Origin of the sequence: Croceitalea marina, from assembly GCF_042684265.1 — a bacterium.
GTDB classification, from domain to species: domain Bacteria; phylum Bacteroidota; class Bacteroidia; order Flavobacteriales; family Flavobacteriaceae; genus Croceitalea; species Croceitalea marina.
Window position 1 is genome coordinate 286713 of record NZ_JBHULB010000007.1, and the last position, 18026, is coordinate 304738.

16 protein-coding genes are annotated in these 18026 nt (G+C 35.5%); 9 read left to right on the forward strand and 7 right to left on the reverse strand.

Annotated features, from left to right (window positions below; genetic code table 11):
• Nucleotides 1–64: 64 nt before the first annotated feature.
• Nucleotides 65–2458 (forward strand): hypothetical protein, encoded by a 2394-nt coding sequence (locus tag ACFSQJ_RS05365; RefSeq protein ID WP_377765922.1) that lies wholly within the window; start codon nt 65–67, stop codon nt 2456–2458.
• Nucleotides 2459–2571: 113 nt separating this feature from the next.
• On the opposite strand, the gene ACFSQJ_RS05370 is transcribed toward ACFSQJ_RS05365, so the two are convergent.
• Nucleotides 2572–3285, reverse strand: a complete 714-nt coding sequence (locus ACFSQJ_RS05370; RefSeq protein ID WP_377765923.1) for a PepSY domain-containing protein — start codon at nt 3283–3285, stop codon at nt 2572–2574.
• Between the two features lie 201 nt (nt 3286–3486).
• On the opposite strand from ACFSQJ_RS05370, the gene ACFSQJ_RS05375 reads away from it, so the two are divergent.
• Nucleotides 3487–5868 carry a hypothetical protein gene (locus ACFSQJ_RS05375; protein WP_377765924.1) on the forward strand — a complete coding sequence of 794 codons (2382 nt, stop codon included), beginning with the start codon at nt 3487–3489 and terminating at the stop codon, nt 5866–5868.
• Here the strand turns inward: ACFSQJ_RS05375 and ACFSQJ_RS05380 are convergent.
• The 5 genes from ACFSQJ_RS05380 to ACFSQJ_RS05400 all read right to left on the reverse strand — a co-directional run bounded on the left by ACFSQJ_RS05380 (nt 5860) and on the right by ACFSQJ_RS05400 (nt 9347).
• Nucleotides 5860–6585, reverse strand: coding sequence for a heavy-metal-associated domain-containing protein (locus tag ACFSQJ_RS05380; RefSeq protein ID WP_377765925.1), 726 nt, complete (start codon nt 6583–6585; stop codon nt 5860–5862). The genes ACFSQJ_RS05375 and ACFSQJ_RS05380 overlap by 9 nt on opposite strands.
• On the reverse strand, nt 6582–7415 hold the full coding sequence (locus ACFSQJ_RS05385; protein ID WP_377765926.1) for an NHL repeat-containing protein: 834 nt from the start codon (nt 7413–7415) through the stop codon (nt 6582–6584). The genes ACFSQJ_RS05380 and ACFSQJ_RS05385 overlap by 4 nt, the downstream gene beginning before the upstream one ends.
• Nucleotides 7416–7419: 4 nt before the next feature.
• Nucleotides 7420–8046: a heavy-metal-associated domain-containing protein gene (locus ACFSQJ_RS05390; RefSeq protein WP_377765927.1), complete on the reverse strand. Its 627-nt coding sequence runs from the start codon at nt 8044–8046 to the stop codon at nt 7420–7422.
• A gap of 19 nt (nt 8047–8065) precedes the next feature.
• On the reverse strand, nt 8066–8836 hold the full coding sequence (locus ACFSQJ_RS05395; RefSeq protein ID WP_377765928.1) for a hypothetical protein: 771 nt from the start codon (nt 8834–8836) through the stop codon (nt 8066–8068).
• A gap of 100 nt (nt 8837–8936) precedes the next feature.
• On the reverse strand, nt 8937–9347 hold the full coding sequence (locus ACFSQJ_RS05400; protein WP_449257568.1) for an HYC_CC_PP family protein: 411 nt from the start codon (nt 9345–9347) through the stop codon (nt 8937–8939).
• A 132-nt stretch (nt 9348–9479) separates the two neighbouring features.
• Between ACFSQJ_RS05400 and ACFSQJ_RS05405 the strand changes: the two genes are divergently transcribed.
• The 7 genes from ACFSQJ_RS05405 (at nt 9480) to rodA (ending at nt 17179) form a co-directional block, all read left to right on the forward strand.
• Nucleotides 9480–9929: a GAF domain-containing protein gene (locus tag ACFSQJ_RS05405; protein WP_377765930.1), complete on the forward strand. Its 450-nt coding sequence runs from the start codon at nt 9480–9482 to the stop codon at nt 9927–9929.
• 88 nt (nt 9930–10017) lie between these two features.
• On the forward strand, nt 10018–11550 hold the full coding sequence (gene purH / locus ACFSQJ_RS05410) for a bifunctional phosphoribosylaminoimidazolecarboxamide formyltransferase/IMP cyclohydrolase (protein ID WP_377765931.1): 1533 nt from the start codon (nt 10018–10020) through the stop codon (nt 11548–11550).
• Nucleotides 11551–11604: 54 nt separating this feature from the next.
• Nucleotides 11605–12633 carry a rod shape-determining protein gene (locus ACFSQJ_RS05415; RefSeq protein ID WP_377765932.1) on the forward strand — a complete coding sequence of 343 codons (1029 nt, stop codon included), beginning with the start codon at nt 11605–11607 and terminating at the stop codon, nt 12631–12633.
• Nucleotides 12634–12682: 49 nt separating this feature from the next.
• Nucleotides 12683–13501 carry a rod shape-determining protein MreC gene (mreC, locus tag ACFSQJ_RS05420; RefSeq protein ID WP_377765933.1) on the forward strand — a complete coding sequence of 273 codons (819 nt, stop codon included), beginning with the start codon at nt 12683–12685 and terminating at the stop codon, nt 13499–13501.
• Between the two features lie 76 nt (nt 13502–13577).
• A complete protein-coding gene (locus tag ACFSQJ_RS05425) occupies nt 13578–14000 on the forward strand; it encodes a rod shape-determining protein MreD (RefSeq protein ID WP_377765934.1) in 423 nt (140 codons plus the stop codon).
• Nucleotides 14001–14037: 37 nt separating this feature from the next.
• A complete protein-coding gene (locus tag ACFSQJ_RS05430) occupies nt 14038–15906 on the forward strand; it encodes a peptidoglycan D,D-transpeptidase FtsI family protein (protein WP_377765935.1) in 1869 nt (622 codons plus the stop codon).
• The gene (rodA, locus tag ACFSQJ_RS05435) at nt 15896–17179 is read left to right on the forward strand and encodes a rod shape-determining protein RodA (RefSeq protein ID WP_377765936.1); all 1284 of its coding nucleotides are present in this window, start codon (nt 15896–15898) and stop codon (nt 17177–17179) included. Before ACFSQJ_RS05430 ends, rodA begins: the two co-directional genes overlap by 11 nt.
• Here the strand turns inward: rodA and ACFSQJ_RS05440 are convergent.
• The gene (locus tag ACFSQJ_RS05440) at nt 17176–17976 is read right to left on the reverse strand and encodes a DNA/RNA non-specific endonuclease (RefSeq protein WP_377765937.1); all 801 of its coding nucleotides are present in this window, start codon (nt 17974–17976) and stop codon (nt 17176–17178) included. The two genes, rodA and ACFSQJ_RS05440, sit on opposite strands and share 4 nt — an antisense overlap.
• Between the last annotated feature and the right edge of the window lie 50 nt (nt 17977–18026).

The following is an 18026-nucleotide window of genomic DNA, read 5'->3' on the forward strand; positions in this document are numbered from 1 at the left end:
AAAAAGGGCTTCCCTATATATGGGAACGCCCTTTTTTTGGTTAAAAAATTAATTATCTTTAAATGTGCGAATTGAATTCTTTATAAAGTATCTTTTATTTGTTTGTACAATAGCTATTTGCGCAAAGACGGAGCGTTGTTTTTCACAAAATAAACTACAGAAAGCTTACCAAGAATACTTTCAAATAGAACGGAAAGACATTCACCTACATATAAACAAAACTTCATTTGTAACAGGAGAAAATATTTGGTTTAGCACTTATCTATTTGACAAAAAGAATAGCAAAATATCGTATCGGCCAGAATATATATATGTAGACTTATTAAGTAATGAAGGGAACTTATTAAATACTAGAACTGTGCTATCCTTAAATGGAATAGGAATGGGAAGTTTTGATTTACCTCCAGAATTAACCTCCGGAATATATCATATACGCGCCTATACTATTGCAATGAATGATTTTGTTGAAGACGAATCATCGCTGTATACTATTGAAATATTAAACCTTGATTCTGAACACAGTATCGTAAACAAAAAAGTTTCAAAGGGTTTCAATATACGTTTAAATATTGAAGGCAATCACAGTATTGAAAATGTTTTTGCAACCTACGTCTTAAGAATAACAGACCTGCTAAACAATTCAATAGTGCCCGACTCTACTTTTTTAGAAAATTTAAACTCCGGTAAAAAAGTGTCAATAAAAATAGATTCTTTAGGTATTGGAAAATTTTCGCTAATACCTTCTAAAGAGTCTAGATTTACAATAAAAAGTTTTTTCAATGACAACATCTATACCTATAAGATTCCCAAAGCTAAACCCTTAGGATATAACATAGCGATTGATAATGATTATAGAAAAAAGAGACTATTAATTACTTTAGGCACTAATAATCAAACTCTTAAAACAAATAACCCAAACATTTCATTGTATGCCCATAAAGATGGAAAAATCCTAAAACTTCCCTTAGAAATAAGTTCAGACAAGACAACACAGGAGCTATTAGTTAGCTATGATCTATTATTTCCTGGAATAAATACGATTTCACTTTTTGAAAATGATTCTACTCTCTTAGCTCAGAGAAGTGTTTTCTGTAGCTCCCCATTAGACCAATTAACCCCTCAACTTTTAAATACGGAATTTACAAGAGACTCCATCAAGTTTATTTTTAGAAATAATAGAAAATATAACTCTTCGAAGAAAATTGAAAGTCTTAGTATTGCTGTACTACCATCCAATAATACCGGTGCATTTAAAAGAAGAGCTATTAATAATTCATTCTTAATTTCAAAATACATATCATCTTCCGATCTTAATATTCTTAGTGAGCTTGGCTCCCTAAAAAAGAACAAATCCAAGTATGATTTAGATTATTTGCTAATATTAAATAGTCAAAACAGATATACCTGGAAAAATATCTTAAAAGAAAATAAACCTAAAAAAAGACATGGTACTTCCAGTATCGAAGGTTATGTGAATCTTTTTGATACTAAAAATGACTCCCTTAAGGTTGTTTTGTATTCATCTTCTAATAACCTCTTTAAGTCAACTTTTCTAAATCAAGACAGAACATTCGTTTTTCAAGATTTATTACTTCAAAAAGGAAGTACTATTACTTTTACTTTAATAAATAATAAAGGTAAACCTGTTTACGCTAATTTCTTTTTTGTAGAAAAACCAACTTCAGTAAAATTTATTAAGTCATTCAAACAAAAACAGTCATTTGCTTTAGATTCTGTATCTACCTTGGAGAATTCAACACTTGTTAAAAGAATTGAACAATTGGATGAAGTTGTTCTCACAGCTGAAAAGTTAAAAAGGAGCCAACTTTTTGGCGATTTTCATGGACATAAAATTGATAGTTCTTTTTATGGAATGACCACCTTAGGAAGTTTTATGAAAACAAAAGGACTTCGAATGGTTACCGTTCCAAACAATCATCCAGACATACTTAAAGCAGGTTCTAGACAATTAGCTAGAGTTGATTATCCTGGAGGTTTTCTATCATTTCCTTATCTCATGGTTGATGGTGTTTTTCAGACTAATCCCATGAATTATATAGACTTACAAATGCAAGATATAGATGAAATATATTATAGGAAAGGTGGTCGAAAGGATCCCGGATTTTTTATAGTTTACACAAAAGACTCCTTTAAGAACAAACCCTTGCAAGAAAGTGATATAAAAACAAAGAGTTTTATTGTGAAAAATGGTTACGATTTACCTATTCCCTTTGTCAGACCTTTGTATTATGATTTTAAAAGCAAGGTTTTCAAAAATTACGGCATCGTTTCTTGGCATCCAAATATAACTCCAAATGAAAAAGGCATCTACTCTATTAAAATACCTAATGATGGTTTGGAGAAAATAAAGATTTATTTTGAGGGATTGGGAGAACAGTCTTATGTATCAGATAATATTGAAGTAAATCTTAAAGAATACCATGACAGTAAGTTTTAATCCATCTTTTGATTTAGTGTAATTGAGGTGTCGGCGGCAAATTTATACAGATCATAATTTAGACCTTTATAAACTGTATACTGGAAACAACAATCAAAAAATTCCCACTTAAATTAGGTGCGGTTTTGTTTTTTAAATCTTTTTCGAATGCTTGGGGAACTAATAAACCAAAGGCTAAAACCACTTAAAACTGTAATCAAGCCCATTAAACTAAATGCTCTTAAAACAAGTGTATTAAAATTGTCACGCCCTTGATAATCCATAGTGTGTGTCATCCACAAAAAATCGAACCAACGCCAATTTCGGTGCCTCACAGTTTGAAAAGCGCCGTTTTTTAAAGCTACATAAGCTTTAACATTTTCATCGGATGCATATGAAATTTCATAAGCCGGTAATGGTCTACCTCGATACTCATGGTGTGGCCCAACACTATCGATTCGCAGAACACTATTCACTTTCAAATCTCTCTTAACATATCTTGAGGCAACCTTTAAAGCCTCATCAGATGTTATTTCTGACTTTTTCTCTCCCGTTTTCGCATCAATCAGAATACTATCATTAATCCAATAATAAGCTTTGTCTGCAATAGCAGTAAGTTCCAATGAAGTGATTGTAGGAATAGATTCGATATCTGAAGTACCCAATAAGTTAGAAAAGGATGGTTCTGATGGAGGTAATTGTTTAAAATGGTCTCCATGAATTTCGTCAATGTTAGTCCAGCTAAAGTATAGCCCGCTTATAGTCCATAACAAAAATTGAATGCCAAGAAAAAGCCCTAAATATCTATGCGCTTTACGAATTCTAATTGCTACTTTTCTATTTACCATTTATTCTTTTTAGAAAACTTTAGCCAACATGCTAAATGCCATCACCAACATAATACTATTTTCGATAAAAGTAGCTTCTGCCATCGACAATTTCAAAGTGGTTTTTATGTATCTATTTTCTTTTATTCCTTCCACAAGCAATTGTTAAACATATCATATTGGATTATAATTCTTATTAACTTTAAGAAAATCCTTGTCAAAATGAATGCTAAGTATTTAATATTCTTTCTTCCTATCCTTTTTTTATTCAATGGCTTTACCCAAAAAAGTTACTCCCAACAACTTAAAACTGCGTACGAAGAACATTTTCAGCACCAACGTGAAACAGTTTATCTGCATTTGAACAAAACCTCTTTTTATATTGGAGAAGAAGTTTGGTGGACGGCTTATATATATGACAAAAAAATTGGCAAGCCTTCTATTGAAACTACAAATCTACATTGCGGTATATATGATATCGATGGAAATCAAATTAAAGAAGGATTGTTTCTAGTGCAAAATGGAATAACCAGTGGTAGTTTTAAATTAGAAGAGACCCTTAAGAGTGGAAAGTATTTTGTTAGAGCCACTACGAGTTGGATGCAAAACTTTGAAGAGGATAATGATTTTATTATACAAATTACAGTTATCAATAAGAGTTTTGACAATCCTCAAGTAGATAATTCTTTAGCGTATAATTTAAAAATACTTCCTGAAGGAGGGCATATCGTCAAAAACACCCAATGCAATATTGGGGTAAAATTAACCAATGAAAAAGGTAAAGGAACATTTGCAAGTGAAGGAAAAGTCATCAGCAGTTCAAATACCAAAGTTGCTGATGTGTATTTAAATGACTACGGATTGGGTAAATTCAGTCTTCCCGCCAATGCAAGTTTTCCACTTAGGGTAGAATTTTTACTTAAGGATGGAACCATCATTAAAAAAGACATTCCAGCTCCCAAAGAAAAAGGCATCGTATTGAACATAAACAACATCATTAACGATAAACTTTTTATTTCCTTAAAAACAAACCAACCTACATTAGAAAAAATAAAAGGAAAAGAGTTCTACTTAGCTGTTCATAGGGATGGGCTGATGGCGATAAAGACTTTTAAGATAAACGACTTGGAAAAAGAAATAAAGATTGACAAGTCAAAGTTGTTAAACGGCACCAATATCATCACCCTTTTTGATGAGGATTTAAATCCTATATCGGAACGATTGGTCTTCAATTTTCAGAATATTAAAATTGGTAAGCTCATTGTGGAAAGACCAAAAAGAAAAAACAAGGATTCTATTTCATTTAAGATAAATGCATTTTCCAAAAGTCAATCCTCGTTATCTTTAAGTGTTTCTGCACTTCCTTCAGAGACTAAGGCCAAAAAAAGCGAACCCAACATTATATCCGATTTTTACCTTATGCCCTATTTAAAATCAAAGGTGGAGAACCCTGCCCGATACTTTAAAGATAAAGATAGAGTAAAAGAATACGAACTTGATTTGGTCTTATTGACCCAGGGCTGGAGCAGTTACAAATGGGACAGTATTTTTATGGGGGCACCTAGAATTGAATATCCATTTGAAAATGGTATTAGCCTTTCTGGAACTATAACTTCCAAAACCAAAAAAGATGATGAACTAACTATTAGCCTTGGTGATGTTGCCAATATGGGGTTTATAAGACTAAATGACTCTACAAATTTTAGAGTAAATAACCTTATAAGCTACAACAACGACACTCTATTTCTTGCATTGAGAAACAGAAATAAAAAACTAAGGAAGCCAGAAATCGAAACCACTTTTTTGAAAGGTTTTGAATTAGCAGAAACCAATTTTAAAACCCCTGATGTTTTAAATACCCCTTTTGACTTTGAAGTTGATGAAACAAATGTTGAAAGTGCTATCTCACCGCTTTTTGTTGAGGACAGAACCATTGTCCTTAATGAAGTTGAAGTAACTGAAGAACGAATCGAGAAAAAATTAACACGAGCTTCGCCCTTAATAAATGATGCTTTTACCGGAATAAAAATTGGGGAAAAAGAACTAAGAAAAAACCCAACATTAACACAGCTCATCAACAAAAATGGATTTCGAGTGGTTAATGACTTGGCAAATAATATTTTTGCCATTATAAACACAAGACCCTTTTCTCCTCCAGCTAGGGTTTTCATCGATGACTTTTTAGCCAGACCTATAGACATCAAACGTTTGGTAGAAACCCCTTTAGATCGATATGATGAAATTTATTTTGAAAGAAACGGTCTTTCGGGTGATGTAAATGCTAACGGCGGTGTCATTAGGATTTATACAAAACTAGGAGATGCAACAATCAGACCTATCAATTCTAGCTTTGCAGAAAAATTGGTTGAGAATAGCTTTACAAGGCCCAAAAAATTCTATAGGCCTGATTACGTTTCCTATGACAGTCAAGATTTTGCAGATTATGGTGTTGTGCATTGGGAACCCAATTTGGTTACCAATGAAAAGGGTGAAACCACCTTAATAATTCCGGATAACGGCATCAAAAATATCACACTCTTTATGGAGGGCATGGCAGCCGATGGCACACTGGTATCAAAAGTTCACGAAGTCTCATTAGATTAGCATAAAGAGTGCCATTACCAGCATAATGGTATTTTCAATAAAGGTAGCTTCTGTCATTGGTAATTGTAATGCGGTTCCCAAACAAGCACAGCGTATTGATTTTCTGTCCAAAAGTGTTTTTACAACACCAAATGTCGTGATTCCTAAAATCAGGATTGTTGCCACCAAAGCAAATGTAATTTGAAATCGCATCAAGAAAAATAGCCCCAATGTCAACTCTAAAAAAGGATACATCCAACCATAAAAAGGTATTGCCTTAGCCAACGGGTCATACATTCTAAAACTCTCTGGAAAACCTTTTAAATCTAGGAATTTAAAGAAGCTAAAGACAATATAGAACAAGCCCATAAAATCCAGCATTGCTTCTGTAGTATTCCAATTCCTATAGTTCAATAAAAAAGCCGCTGAAAACAGATATAGGAATATGAGCAACAAGGGCTTTAATTGTTGAAGTTTAGTTTTTTTCTCACTTACCTCTTCGTTCAAGCTAGTGTGGGAATCTGCAAAAGACTCCTGTTTTTCTTGAATACTATACTTCTCAGGTAGCGCACTTTTAAATACCGAAATAGAAATAGGTACATCCATTTCTATTTCGGCTTCACCTTTTTGCAAATCAACTTCAACTGCCTCTACTCCATTTATACTTGAGAGCCTTTCCTTGACTGAAGCTACACAGCCTTGACATGTCATTCCCTCAACTTTAAAAGAATTTCTCATGACTCCATAACAACAGGGTTCAGGGTGTAAGATGATAATTTTCCATTTCTATAATTAATAATGTACAAAGTATTGTTCATAATAATCATATCCGTTGGCTTTTCAATCTCATCTTTTAATGTTTGTTTGAGATTGCCATCTTTATCAAAAATTAACACACGGTCGTTTTCAAAATCTGTTATAAACACCTCATTATCCGAAACATAAATTCCCGTAGCAGCGTTCATTTTTTGGTCGTCTCCCATCATTTTCACAAAACTCCCTTGCTTATCAAAAACCTGAATGCGATTATTATAAGCATCTGCTACCCAAATTAGACTATCGGTAATTTGCACATCGGTAGGATAATAGAATTCTCCTTGTTTCTTGCCTTCTTCTCCGAAAGAAATCCAATTTTTACCATTGTTATAAAGAATACGATTATTATAAAAATCGGCAATCGCTTTTTCTCCTCTAAAAACACCTACACCAGCTGGGGCATCCAGACTATCCTTTAAAAAAAGCTCTTCCATTGTGCCATTTTTATAAACGGCAACATTATCCCTACCATACTGGGGGATAAAGAGCGACGACCCATCAGTAGCTATGTGCATGGGCCTATCCAAAGAATCTATCGCTTTTATGATTTCGCCTTTGCTATCTATTTGAACTAAACGGTTATGGTCGCCATCTGATAACCATAAGTTTCCGTCCATTTCAGCTATTCCAATAGGGTTCACACCCTCTAATTGAACAATATTTAACAGTTCCCATTCTTTTGGCACTTCTTGTTTTTGCTTGCAAGAGCTGAACAGAATAGTTGCCACAACTAGTATATACAAGTATTTCATAACCCTATTTCGTTAAACGTTCGTAATGGCAACAAGCAGGCAACTCATCGTAAGTTCCGTTTTGCGCTTTGTGATTTTTAGTGTCGTGACCAGCATTGACAACCGCCATTTCAATTTCAGACAAACTTGTACTACCTGAATCAAAAGAGACCTTCATCATCTTGGTATCTTTATTCCAAAAAACTTCTGAAACACCGTTCACACTACTCGCCGCTTTAGAAATACGTGCTTCACACATACCGCAATTACCAGCAACCATCACATTTTTTGTAATTGTCCCTTTTGTATTTTCAGACAAAGTAGCACCCATAGATTCCTCAACCTTACCGTTTGCTCGCTCTATTTTAGAAGTTACCGGAGTATAGCCCGCTTTTTCAACTTGTTTTTCTACAGCTTCCATGGTCAAAGCCTTTTCTGCTGGGTAGTTAAAACTAAAATCCCCAGTTTCAATATCAATCTTTACGTTTTTAATTCCTTTAAATTCTTTAAATTTTTTCTCTAATCCGTATGCACAGAAAGGACAGCCCAAGCCGTCTACCTGTACCATAAATTTATCCATCGCTTTTTGTGCATTTGCACCAAACATTGTCATCATACCGACAACCAATGTCATTATTATAGTTTTTTTCATTGTTGTATTTTTTATTTTATTAAAATGTAAATCGGGTACCTAAAAAGATACTTTGCCTTAATCTTCGTCCTGCATCAACATCGTTGACCAAAGGAACTTGAACTGCCAAATCAAAAGTTATATTTTTCCGTGCGTATTGAATGCCTTGTGCATATAACAATTGATACCAATCACGCTCTACTAACCAAGAATTAGTATATTCAAAATATAAGTTTAACTGCTTATTTGGGTATTGTGGTTTTAGAAGCGGAAGACCAAAACCCAGTTTGTACCTAAACTCGTCAAGAGTTCCATTGGGCATCCAATTATAGCCTACTTCGTTCGAAATACCATACTTTAGGGTTTCATAACCTGCTACAATACCATAATACCCAGAATACTTACCGGTACTTAGTTCCATTACATCCAGTTCTTCGCCGGTAGGTAAACTTTGTAATGTTTTTGCTACTACCCTAAAAGTCTTTCCCGTAGCATCTTTTCTAAAGAACTGATATTTTCCTAAAATTTTGATATCGGCCAAAGAGCTTCCAGAAGCACCATTTTCAATATCATAATTTATATATGGCAAATGTACCGCTACCAGAGAATTTGATGTTGGTAAATAGTGCAACATAACTGGAACATAAACAAAGGTTCCGCGTTCAGTTGTTCTAATTTCCGTTAAGGTTTTGGCAGTAAAACTTCCACCGCCCAGCATAATTGGCTTATCTGCTGTAATGGGTGGGCCTTGAGCTGCTGCCATACTTGAGAACAATAGCACCAAGGTTAAAATTACATATGTGTTTTTCATTATTTCTTAATTTGATTTTAATTCTTAAACTATTGAAACCATCCAAAAATGGATGATATCAGATTTCCAAGGTATTGGAAATCCATTATTCAAGAATGAATCAAATTAGAAACACTTCATCAAGTAGTTGAATATCCTTGATGAGTATAGGAGGTGGATAGTATTCGTAAGAAAGCTTTTCGCTTTCAATCTTTTTGTTGAGATAAGGTAAGGATAAAGTATATGCAACTAAAAAAAGTTGTTGCTCAAATTCAAAATCATTAAAACTCAGTTTTAAATCATTCTGACCCTCAACAACGAAAGTTTCATCATCACAACAATGGTTCTCAACACCCTCTTCTTCCAAAACGGCAATGGCAGCCTCCATACCACAATCCTCAGCTTTTGCGAAGAGCGCAACATCCATGACCCTGTCCATGCACAAATGCTTGTCTACAGTCCAAGAGACGGTCGATAGCAATAGCATAAGTGCCATTATACTGGATAAGATTTTTTGTAACCTTAGTTTCACGCTGTAAAGATATAAAATATAAAAATGCCCAACTTACAATATAGCAATATGTTAACGAATATTTAGGTTACTAATTATTGTTAGTTAGTGTTTAAAAATCGACTTTTGACATTAGAAATCAAATTTCATTCCATGTTTGAGAAATTACAGAAAGAAGTGGTCACCTTACTTAAATCGGAAGGGGGCAAAGACTCAAAATTATTAGCAATTTGCAAATTATTGAAGTCCTCGGTTCCGTACTATGACTGGGTAGGTTTTTATTTTAAAAACGGTGATAAACGTGAACTAAAACTAGGCCCATACGCAGGTGCACCAACGGATCATACCATCATCCCGTTTGGAAAAGGCATTTGTGGACAGGTTGCCGAAAGCAATGAGAACTTTGTCGTGCCCGATGTACAAGCTCAAGACAATTACATTGCCTGTAGTATAACCGTGAAATCAGAGATTGTAGTACCACTTTTTAAAGATGGAGAAAATATTGGTCAAATTGATATCGATTCTAACACACCCGACCCATTCACTTCAGAAGATGAGCGCTTTTTAGAATTTGTAAATAGGGAAGTAGCCAAAATTCTTTAAAACTTATAGGTTTTTGTTGATAACCCGATGAATTTGTTGGCCTTAAAAAAAGTATTTTTGAAGCTTAATTTTTTGCATCAAAATACACATGAGCACTACCAAAAAAGCTACTTCGGCACTGATTTCGGTCTTTCATAAAGACGGTTTAGAGCCTATTGTAAAAAAATTCGATGAATTAGGTATTACCATTTACTCTACTGGCGGAACCGAAAAATTCATAAAAGATTTAGGAATAAATGTGGTTCCGGTCGAAGATGTCACGAGCTATCCTTCAATTTTGGGAGGACGCGTAAAGACATTGCACCCAAAAGTTTTTGGAGGTATTCTGAATAGGCAAGATCACGATGGTGATGTTGCCCAAATGGAAGAATTTGAAATTCCGCAGTTAGATATCGTCATAGTAGATTTGTATCCTTTTGAGAAAACGGTTGCCAGTGGTGCTTCTGAGCAAGATATCATTGAGAAAATCGACATAGGCGGCATTTCGCTCATACGTGCCGCTGCGAAAAATTATAAAGATGTGCTTTGTGTTTCTTCGATGGAAGACTATTCTGATTTCCTTCAAGTAATTTCAGAAGGAAATGGTAATACTACTTTAGAAGACCGAAAACGGTTCGCGGCAAAAGCATTTAACGTTTCTTCGCACTATGATACAGCTATCTTCAATTATTTTAATCAGAACCACGAAGAGGCGGTTTTAAAAATAAGCGAGCAAAAAGGTCAGGTTTTAAGATATGGTGAAAATCCGCATCAGAAAGGATTCTTCTTTGGTGATTTCGACGCCATGTTCGATAAGTTACATGGTAAAGCACTTTCATATAACAATCTTTTAGATGTCGACGCTGCTGTGCTTTTGATGAACGAATTTAAAGGAGATGCACCAACCTTCGCCATTCTAAAACACAACAATGCCTGTGGTCTGGCACAACGTGACACCGTTCATCAGGCTTATGTAGATGCCTTGGCCGGAGACCCGGTTTCCGCTTTTGGCGGTATCCTCATAAGCAATACCGAAATAGACTTGGCCACTGCGGAAGAAATTCATCAACTTTTTTGTGAGGTTGTTATTGCGCCTAGTTATTCTGATGAAGCACTTGTCGTTCTAAAAGGAAAAAAGAACCGAATTATCCTAATTCAAAACGAAGTCAAACTTCCTGAGACAATAGTTCGCACTTGTCTTAACGGTGTTTTGGTTCAAGATAAAGACCACAAAACAGATACGCTGGCAGATTTGGCCTATGCAACCGATACGAAACCGTCAGCGCAACAATTAGAAGACTTATTGTTCGCCTCTAAATTATGCAAGCATACCAAAAGTAACACCATCGTACTCGCAAAAAACAAACAACTATGTGCTAGTGGTACCGGGCAAACTTCGCGTGTAGATGCTTTAAATCAAGCCATACACAAGGCTGGTTCGTTCGATTTTGATTTGAACGGTGCCGTTATGGCGAGTGATGCATTTTTTCCGTTTCCAGATTGTGTTGAAATAGCCCACAAGGCCGGAATTAAAAGTGTCATACAGCCAGGGGGATCCATTAAAGATCAATTAAGTATCGATTATTGTAATGAAAATGGGCTTTCGATGGTAATGACCGGCACTCGTCATTTTAAGCATTAATTTTACTACTTTTGCCGATAAATTTTACCGTTAATCCGATAAACAAAAACTTTTATGGGCTTTTTTGACTTTATGACCGAAGAGATTGCCATTGACCTTGGTACGGCAAACACTTTAATTATTCATTTAGATAAGGTAGTAGTCGATAGTCCTTCCATAGTAGCTCGTGATAGGGTTTCAGGAAAAATCATTGCAGTTGGTAAAGAAGCCAATATGATGCAAGGTAAAACCCATGAAAATATAAAAACCATTCGTCCACTTAAAGATGGGGTTATTGCGGATTTTGATGCATCTGAAAAGATGATCAACATGTTCATTAAGAACATTCCTGCATTAAAGAAAAAATGGTTTCCGCCGGCCTTGCGAATGGTCATTTGTATTCCTTCTGGAATTACCGAAGTAGAAATGCGCGCGGTACGCGAATCTGCTGAACGCGTAAATGGAAAAGAAGTTTATCTTATTCATGAGCCAATGGCCGCGGCAATTGGTATCGGTTTAGATATCATGCAGCCAAAAGGAAACATGATTGTGGATATAGGTGGTGGTACTACCGAAATAGCAGTTATTGCCTTAGGTGGTATTGTTTGTGATAAATCGGTGAAAATTGCGGGTGACGTTTTTACGAACGATATCATTTATTACATGCGCACGCAACACAACCTTTACGTTGGTGAGAGCACCGCGGAGGCTATAAAAATAGAGATTGGTTCTGCGACCGAAGACTTACAGTCTCCCCCAGATGATAAATCCATTCAAGGACGTGATCTGCTAACCGGTAAACCAAAACAAGTTCACGTTTCATATAGAGAAATTGCAAAAGCATTGGATAAGAGTATTTTACGCGTAGAAGATGCCGTAATGGAGACCTTATCGCAAACTCCTCCCGAGTTGGCTGCCGATATATACAATACAGGTATTTATCTCGCCGGTGGTGGTTCAATGCTGCGTGGATTGGATAAAAGGCTATCGCAGAAAACGGATCTTCCTGTTTATATAGCAGAAGACCCTTTAAGAGCTGTAGTACGAGGAACGGGCATTGCACTTAAAAATCTTGAGCGTTATAAAAACATCTTGATAAAATAATAAAAAAGGTCTTAGGGCTAATTTCTTTGAACTCAAACAAAAGAATTGAATGCAACGGATTATCAATTTTATCCTAAGCAACAGAAATGCATTTCTTTATGCTTTTCTACTATTCATATCTTTAATACTTACGTTTCGCTCACATTCATTTCATCAATCAAAAGCCTTTAATTCTTCGAAATGGTTAACAGGAAATGTATATGAGACCTCTGCTAATATTACTTCATACTTCAATCTAAAAAAAGAAAATAAAAGCCTGGTTGAAGAGAATAGAAGATTGAGAGAACAATTATTCAACGTAAAGATTTCAAATTCGATTGACTTAGATAGTTCTGCTTCTAACTTTGATGTCGTTAATGCTCAAATCATTAAAAATAGTTATACCTCTCCAAGAAATTACCTTACCATCAATAAAGGAAAAAAACAAGGCATTAAGCAAGATATGGGCGTCATTACCACAAAAGGGATATTGGGTATCGTCGAAAATACTTCAACCAATTTTTCTACCGTACAAAGTATTTTAAACACAAAGTCTAACATAAATGCTAAAATTAAGAATACCGATTACTTTGGCTCTTTAGTTTGGAATGGAAATGATTACACCACCGTTCAGTTAACCGATATCCCTAGATTGGTACCGGTTGCTATTGGAGATACCATAGTAACGGGAGCAATGTCAAGTATTTTTCCTGAGAATATTCCGATAGGTCTTATTTCAGCATTTAATCTTAACGATGCAAAAAGTTTTTACAATATTGATATTCAGCTTTTTAACGACATGGCCAATGTTAAAAACACCTATATCATTCGCAATAAAAATAGAGAAGAAATCATTGAATTAGAAGCACGTACAGACAATGTTCAATAATAATATCGTCTTAAATAGCATCCGATTTATCCTTCTTGTGTTAGCACAAGTATTGATTTTTAATCATATGAATTTCATGGGGGTAATAAATCCTATGATTTATATCATTTTCTTGTATTGGTATCCGCTACGCGAAAATATTGCGGTCTTTTTACTTGTGAGTTTTTTATTAGGCTTCACTATTGATTTCTTTTCCGATACTATGGCGATTCACTCAGCGGCAATTGTAACAGTGGCCTTTGCTAGACCTGTTCTTATGCGCTTTTGTTTTGGAGCGAATTTTGAGTTTCAAGGATTTACATTCAAAAATACCACCAGGGTTCAGCGAATGACCTTTTTAGGCTTATTAACTGTATTTCATCATTTGATATTCTTTTCGCTAGAACTTTTAAGTTTCTCACATTTCCTGCTAATTTTGAAAAAAGTATTTATGACGGGGATAGCTACTTTTTTGATTTGCTTACTGTTAAGTTCACTTTTTGCAAAAGAAACCGAATAAAAGAGACTAACTTCCGTTATAGAATTAATTGCGGTCAATGAAAAAATTATTACTCTCATCCATAATAATTATAATAGGAATCACCTTTTTAGGTAGACTATCCTACATGCAATTATTTAGCTTTTCACCAAACCAAATTTTAGAAGATCCCGCGATTAAAATTGTTTACGATTATCCCGAACGAGGCTATATTTATGACCGAAACGGGGAGCTTCTGGTTGGTAATCAACCGGCCTATGATGTCATGGTTATACCGAGAGAGACAAAAGCATTGGATACCCTTGAATTCAGCCACCTGTTGGGATTAAAAAGAGAGGAATTCATCTCAAAAATGAAGAAAGCGAGGCGGTATTCCCCCCGTTTACCTTCGGTTTTGGTAGCACAATTGTCTAAAGAAGACTACGCACGACTACAAGAAAAAATGCGAAAGTATGCAGGTTTCTACATTCAGAAAAGATCGCTTAGAGATTATGTCACCAATAGCGCTGCAAATGTTTTAGGATATATTAGTGAAGTGAATGAAAGTGATTTACGGGTAAACCCTTATTATGCCGCTGGAGAATTAAAGGGGCGCACAGGAATCGAAAAACAGTATGAAGATGTTTTGCGAGGAAGAAAGGGTGTAAAGTACATACAAAAAGATCGTTTTAATCGTGATATCGGTAGATTTAAAAATGGTAAACTTGATACGCTGCCAGAATTAGGAACAGAAATACATATTACTATAGACAAAACGCTTCAGGAATATGGAGAACGTTTAATGCATGGTAAACGTGGTGGAATTGTCGCTATAGACCCTTCTTCCGGTGAGATTTTAACAATGATTTCCGGTCCAACCTATGACCCCGATCTTTTGGTAGGTAGAGAACGTTCTAAAAATTATACAAAGTTACATTACGATAGTATTGCTAGACCAACCTGGGATCGTTCTATTTTAGCAGAGCCCTCGCCAGGCTCACCATTTAAAACCCTAAATGCTTTAGCTGCCCTCCAAGAAGGTGTAATTCAACCTGACACAAAATTTAGATGTTACAACGGTTTTTATGTTGGTAAGAACAAAAAAGGATGTCATTGTGGGGGTGGCGTACGTGATCTGAACTCTGGCATATTTAATTCTTGCAACGCCTATTTTGCCGGTACCTTTAGAAAGATATATGGCAAGTACAAAACAACAGATGAAGGTATGGATGCCTGGGAAAAACATATGAAAAGTTTTGGACTTGGAGATTATTTAGGAACTGACCTACCTACAGGTCGACCAGGCAGAATACCAAACAAAGCCTATTATGACAAAGCCTATGGTGATGGTAGGTGGGCCTCATCATTTATAATATCAAATGCTATTGGCCAAGGAGAGGTAGCCGCCACTCCGATTCAACTGGCAAATATGACCGCTGCAATAGCCAATCGAGGATTCTTTTATACTCCACATATCATTAAACAAATTGGTAATAGTAGTACCATTGACCACATATATACGCAGCGACGCTATACCACTATCGATAAAGAGCATTTTGAACCTGTAGTAGATGCAATGACAAATGTTTACAAATACGGAACTGCAAAATGGCTTCGAGTTCCCGGAATTGAAATTGCCGGAAAAACAGGTACCGTAGAAAATTTCACCCGAATTGATGGAGAGCGGGTGCAGTTAACAGATCATTCCATTTTTGTAGCATTCGCACCGGTTAAAAACCCTAAAATAGCCCTAGCAGTTTATATAGAGCATGGGTATTATGGAGGGCGATACGCGGGGCATATGGCTTCTTTACTTATTGAAAAATATTTGAAAGGTGAAATTACCCGCACTGATTTGGAAAAAAAGATGTTGGAGAAAACCTTAGAACATGAGTATGCCAAACCTTTAAGTGGTGAGCCTTTTAAGATAAATGAATATGTCTGGTAATAGTATGCTAAGACGTATTGATTGGTTAACCGTTTTCTTTTATGCCTTATTGGTTTTCTTTGGCTGGATAAATATTTATAGCACTACTTTATCGGATACTTCGCTATCTCTTTTTGACACCTCTACTCTATATGGAAAACAACTCCTTTTTATTGGAATAAGCTTTTTAGGCATTCTGGCAATTTTGTTCGTTGATTCCAATTTTTTTGAAAAATTTTCCGGAGTCTTTTATGTAGTAGGGCTTGTTTTACTCATTGGATTATTTCCTTTCGGAAAAGTAATAGGAGGTGCTAAATCATGGTATGACCTAGGCTTTATGAATTTACAGCCCTCGGAATTCGTAAAGGTAGCGGCCGCTCTAGCACTTGCGAAATACTTAGGGGATATTCAAACTGATATCAAAAACAGAAAACATCAATTCTATGCCATCTTAGTAATCCTAATTCCTGTTTTATTGGTGTTACCACAACCAGACCCTGGGAGCGCACTGGTTTTCTTTGCCTTGTTCTTTGTTCTTTTTAGAGAAGGCCTGCCTATCTATTACTTAGGCCTTGCGCTATTGTTTATAGCGCTTTTTGTATTCACGCTAATGTTTGGCACTATTTGGGTAGCAATTGGCTTAGGTATGCTGGTATCGCTATTTTTTTTCTTTAAAAGACCTGATTTAAAAATACCAACATTACCGCTTGTTGTTTTTATAGTCGGATGCCTAGTTGTTTCACTTTCCGTAAACTTTGTGTTTAACAATGTTTTTGAACAACGACACCGAGACCGTTTTGGACTTTGGCTTAATTTAGAAAAAGACCCTGTAAAACTAGAGCAAATCAAGAAAACCATTGGTTACAACACCTACCAAGCAGAAAAAGCAATTGAGTCCGGCGGTTTTTTTGGCAAGGGCTTTCTTGAAGGTACCAGAACAAAAGGAGATTTTGTGCCAGAACAACATACAGATTATATTTTTAGTTCAGTCGGCGAAGAATGGGGTTTTATCGGCACATCACTAGTCATTATTATTTTTACTTTTTTCTTTTTAAGATTGGTTCAGCTAGCGGAGCGACAGAAAAGGCAGTTTAGTAGAATGTATGGCTATGGTATAATCGCTATTCTACTGATACACTATTTTATCAATATTGGTATGGTTATCGGGATACTGCCAACTATCGGGATTCCCTTACCTTTTTTTAGCTATGGAGGTTCAGGATTGTTATTTTTTACCGCTATGCTATTTATCTTTTTGAAGTTTGATGCTTCAAGACTGAATGAGGGTATTTAAAATTTCCATTCTTTTTTTGAAATCTTTTTTTCGAATTCATGCTGCAATTCTTCAGATTGTTGGTGAAAAAAATCTATCCCCGTTCTTGCTTCTAAAGCATCAATAGAAATTATAAAATTAGTTAATGGTTTGCTACTCTCTTCATGCGGAAATAAAAAAGCAAGCGCTTGTATTTGTTCATTCTTTTTTCGAAAGACCACTTTATAAAATGATTTGGGTACGTCTACATCCTCATCTCCTATCTCCTCTAATCCTTCTTCCAACACACCCCCAGTTATCACATACAAATCCCCGCCTTTCTTACACCATTGACGAATCTTCTGTTCGAGCCTATTCCATACCCCTGCATTAAAATCTTTTTTTTGTGGTGAAATATTACTAGTATAAAAAGTCTCATTGTATGCATATTCAGAAAATCTTCTGTCACCAGCGGGGCATAAATGGCCCCTGTCATAACCAGAATTCTTATAGTTTCTCCAGTCTGCAGATTTTGATTTTACCTTTGGGTCTTCAATAAAATAAGGCCTTCTTCTATCATCATAGGTTAAATGGTCTTTTTTTAGCTCATACATTACCCACTCCGCTTGTTCAAAAGGTTCGTTGTAAGATAACATATAATAATCGTGAGACACAATTGCATTTGTACTTGAACTGGGCAGTAAATCTGAAGGGACATTAGAAGTAGTCCTTCCTATTTCGGTACTTGAATATGTGTTCGGGGTATAAAAATTCTCGAATAGCCAGAATCCGACAATACAAACTATAATCAAAATGGAATAAACCGTTCTATTTTTCATTTCCTCATAATAACAGGCTAAATATAGAAACAAAAAAGTCCGGTAAAAAC

What these genes read in the sequence shown, in the direction of transcription:
- ACFSQJ_RS05370 (WP_377765923.1), bottom strand. Translation starts at nt 3,285, where the DNA reads ATGGTAAATAGAAAAGTAGCAATTAGAATTCGTAAAGCGCATAGATAT.
- ACFSQJ_RS05375 (WP_377765924.1), top strand. Translation starts at nt 3,487, where the DNA reads ATGAATGCTAAGTATTTAATATTCTTTCTTCCTATCCTTTTTTTATTC.
- ACFSQJ_RS05380 (WP_377765925.1), bottom strand. Translation starts at nt 6,585, where the DNA reads ATGAGAAATTCTTTTAAAGTTGAGGGAATGACATGTCAAGGCTGTGTA.
- ACFSQJ_RS05385 (WP_377765926.1), bottom strand. Translation starts at nt 7,415, where the DNA reads ATGAAATACTTGTATATACTAGTTGTGGCAACTATTCTGTTCAGCTCT.
- ACFSQJ_RS05390 (WP_377765927.1), bottom strand. Translation starts at nt 8,046, where the DNA reads ATGAAAAAAACTATAATAATGACATTGGTTGTCGGTATGATGACAATG.
- ACFSQJ_RS05395 (WP_377765928.1), bottom strand. Translation starts at nt 8,836, where the DNA reads ATGAAAAACACATATGTAATTTTAACCTTGGTGCTATTGTTCTCAAGT.
- ACFSQJ_RS05405 (WP_377765930.1), top strand. Translation starts at nt 9,480, where the DNA reads ATGTTTGAGAAATTACAGAAAGAAGTGGTCACCTTACTTAAATCGGAA.
- purH (WP_377765931.1), top strand. Translation starts at nt 10,018, where the DNA reads ATGAGCACTACCAAAAAAGCTACTTCGGCACTGATTTCGGTCTTTCAT.
- ACFSQJ_RS05415 (WP_377765932.1), top strand. Translation starts at nt 11,605, where the DNA reads ATGGGCTTTTTTGACTTTATGACCGAAGAGATTGCCATTGACCTTGGT.
- mreC (WP_377765933.1), top strand. Translation starts at nt 12,683, where the DNA reads ATGCAACGGATTATCAATTTTATCCTAAGCAACAGAAATGCATTTCTT.
- ACFSQJ_RS05425 (WP_377765934.1), top strand. Translation starts at nt 13,578, where the DNA reads ATGGGGGTAATAAATCCTATGATTTATATCATTTTCTTGTATTGGTAT.
- ACFSQJ_RS05430 (WP_377765935.1), top strand. Translation starts at nt 14,038, where the DNA reads ATGAAAAAATTATTACTCTCATCCATAATAATTATAATAGGAATCACC.
- rodA (WP_377765936.1), top strand. Translation starts at nt 15,896, where the DNA reads ATGTCTGGTAATAGTATGCTAAGACGTATTGATTGGTTAACCGTTTTC.
- ACFSQJ_RS05440 (WP_377765937.1), bottom strand. Translation starts at nt 17,976, where the DNA reads ATGAAAAATAGAACGGTTTATTCCATTTTGATTATAGTTTGTATTGTC.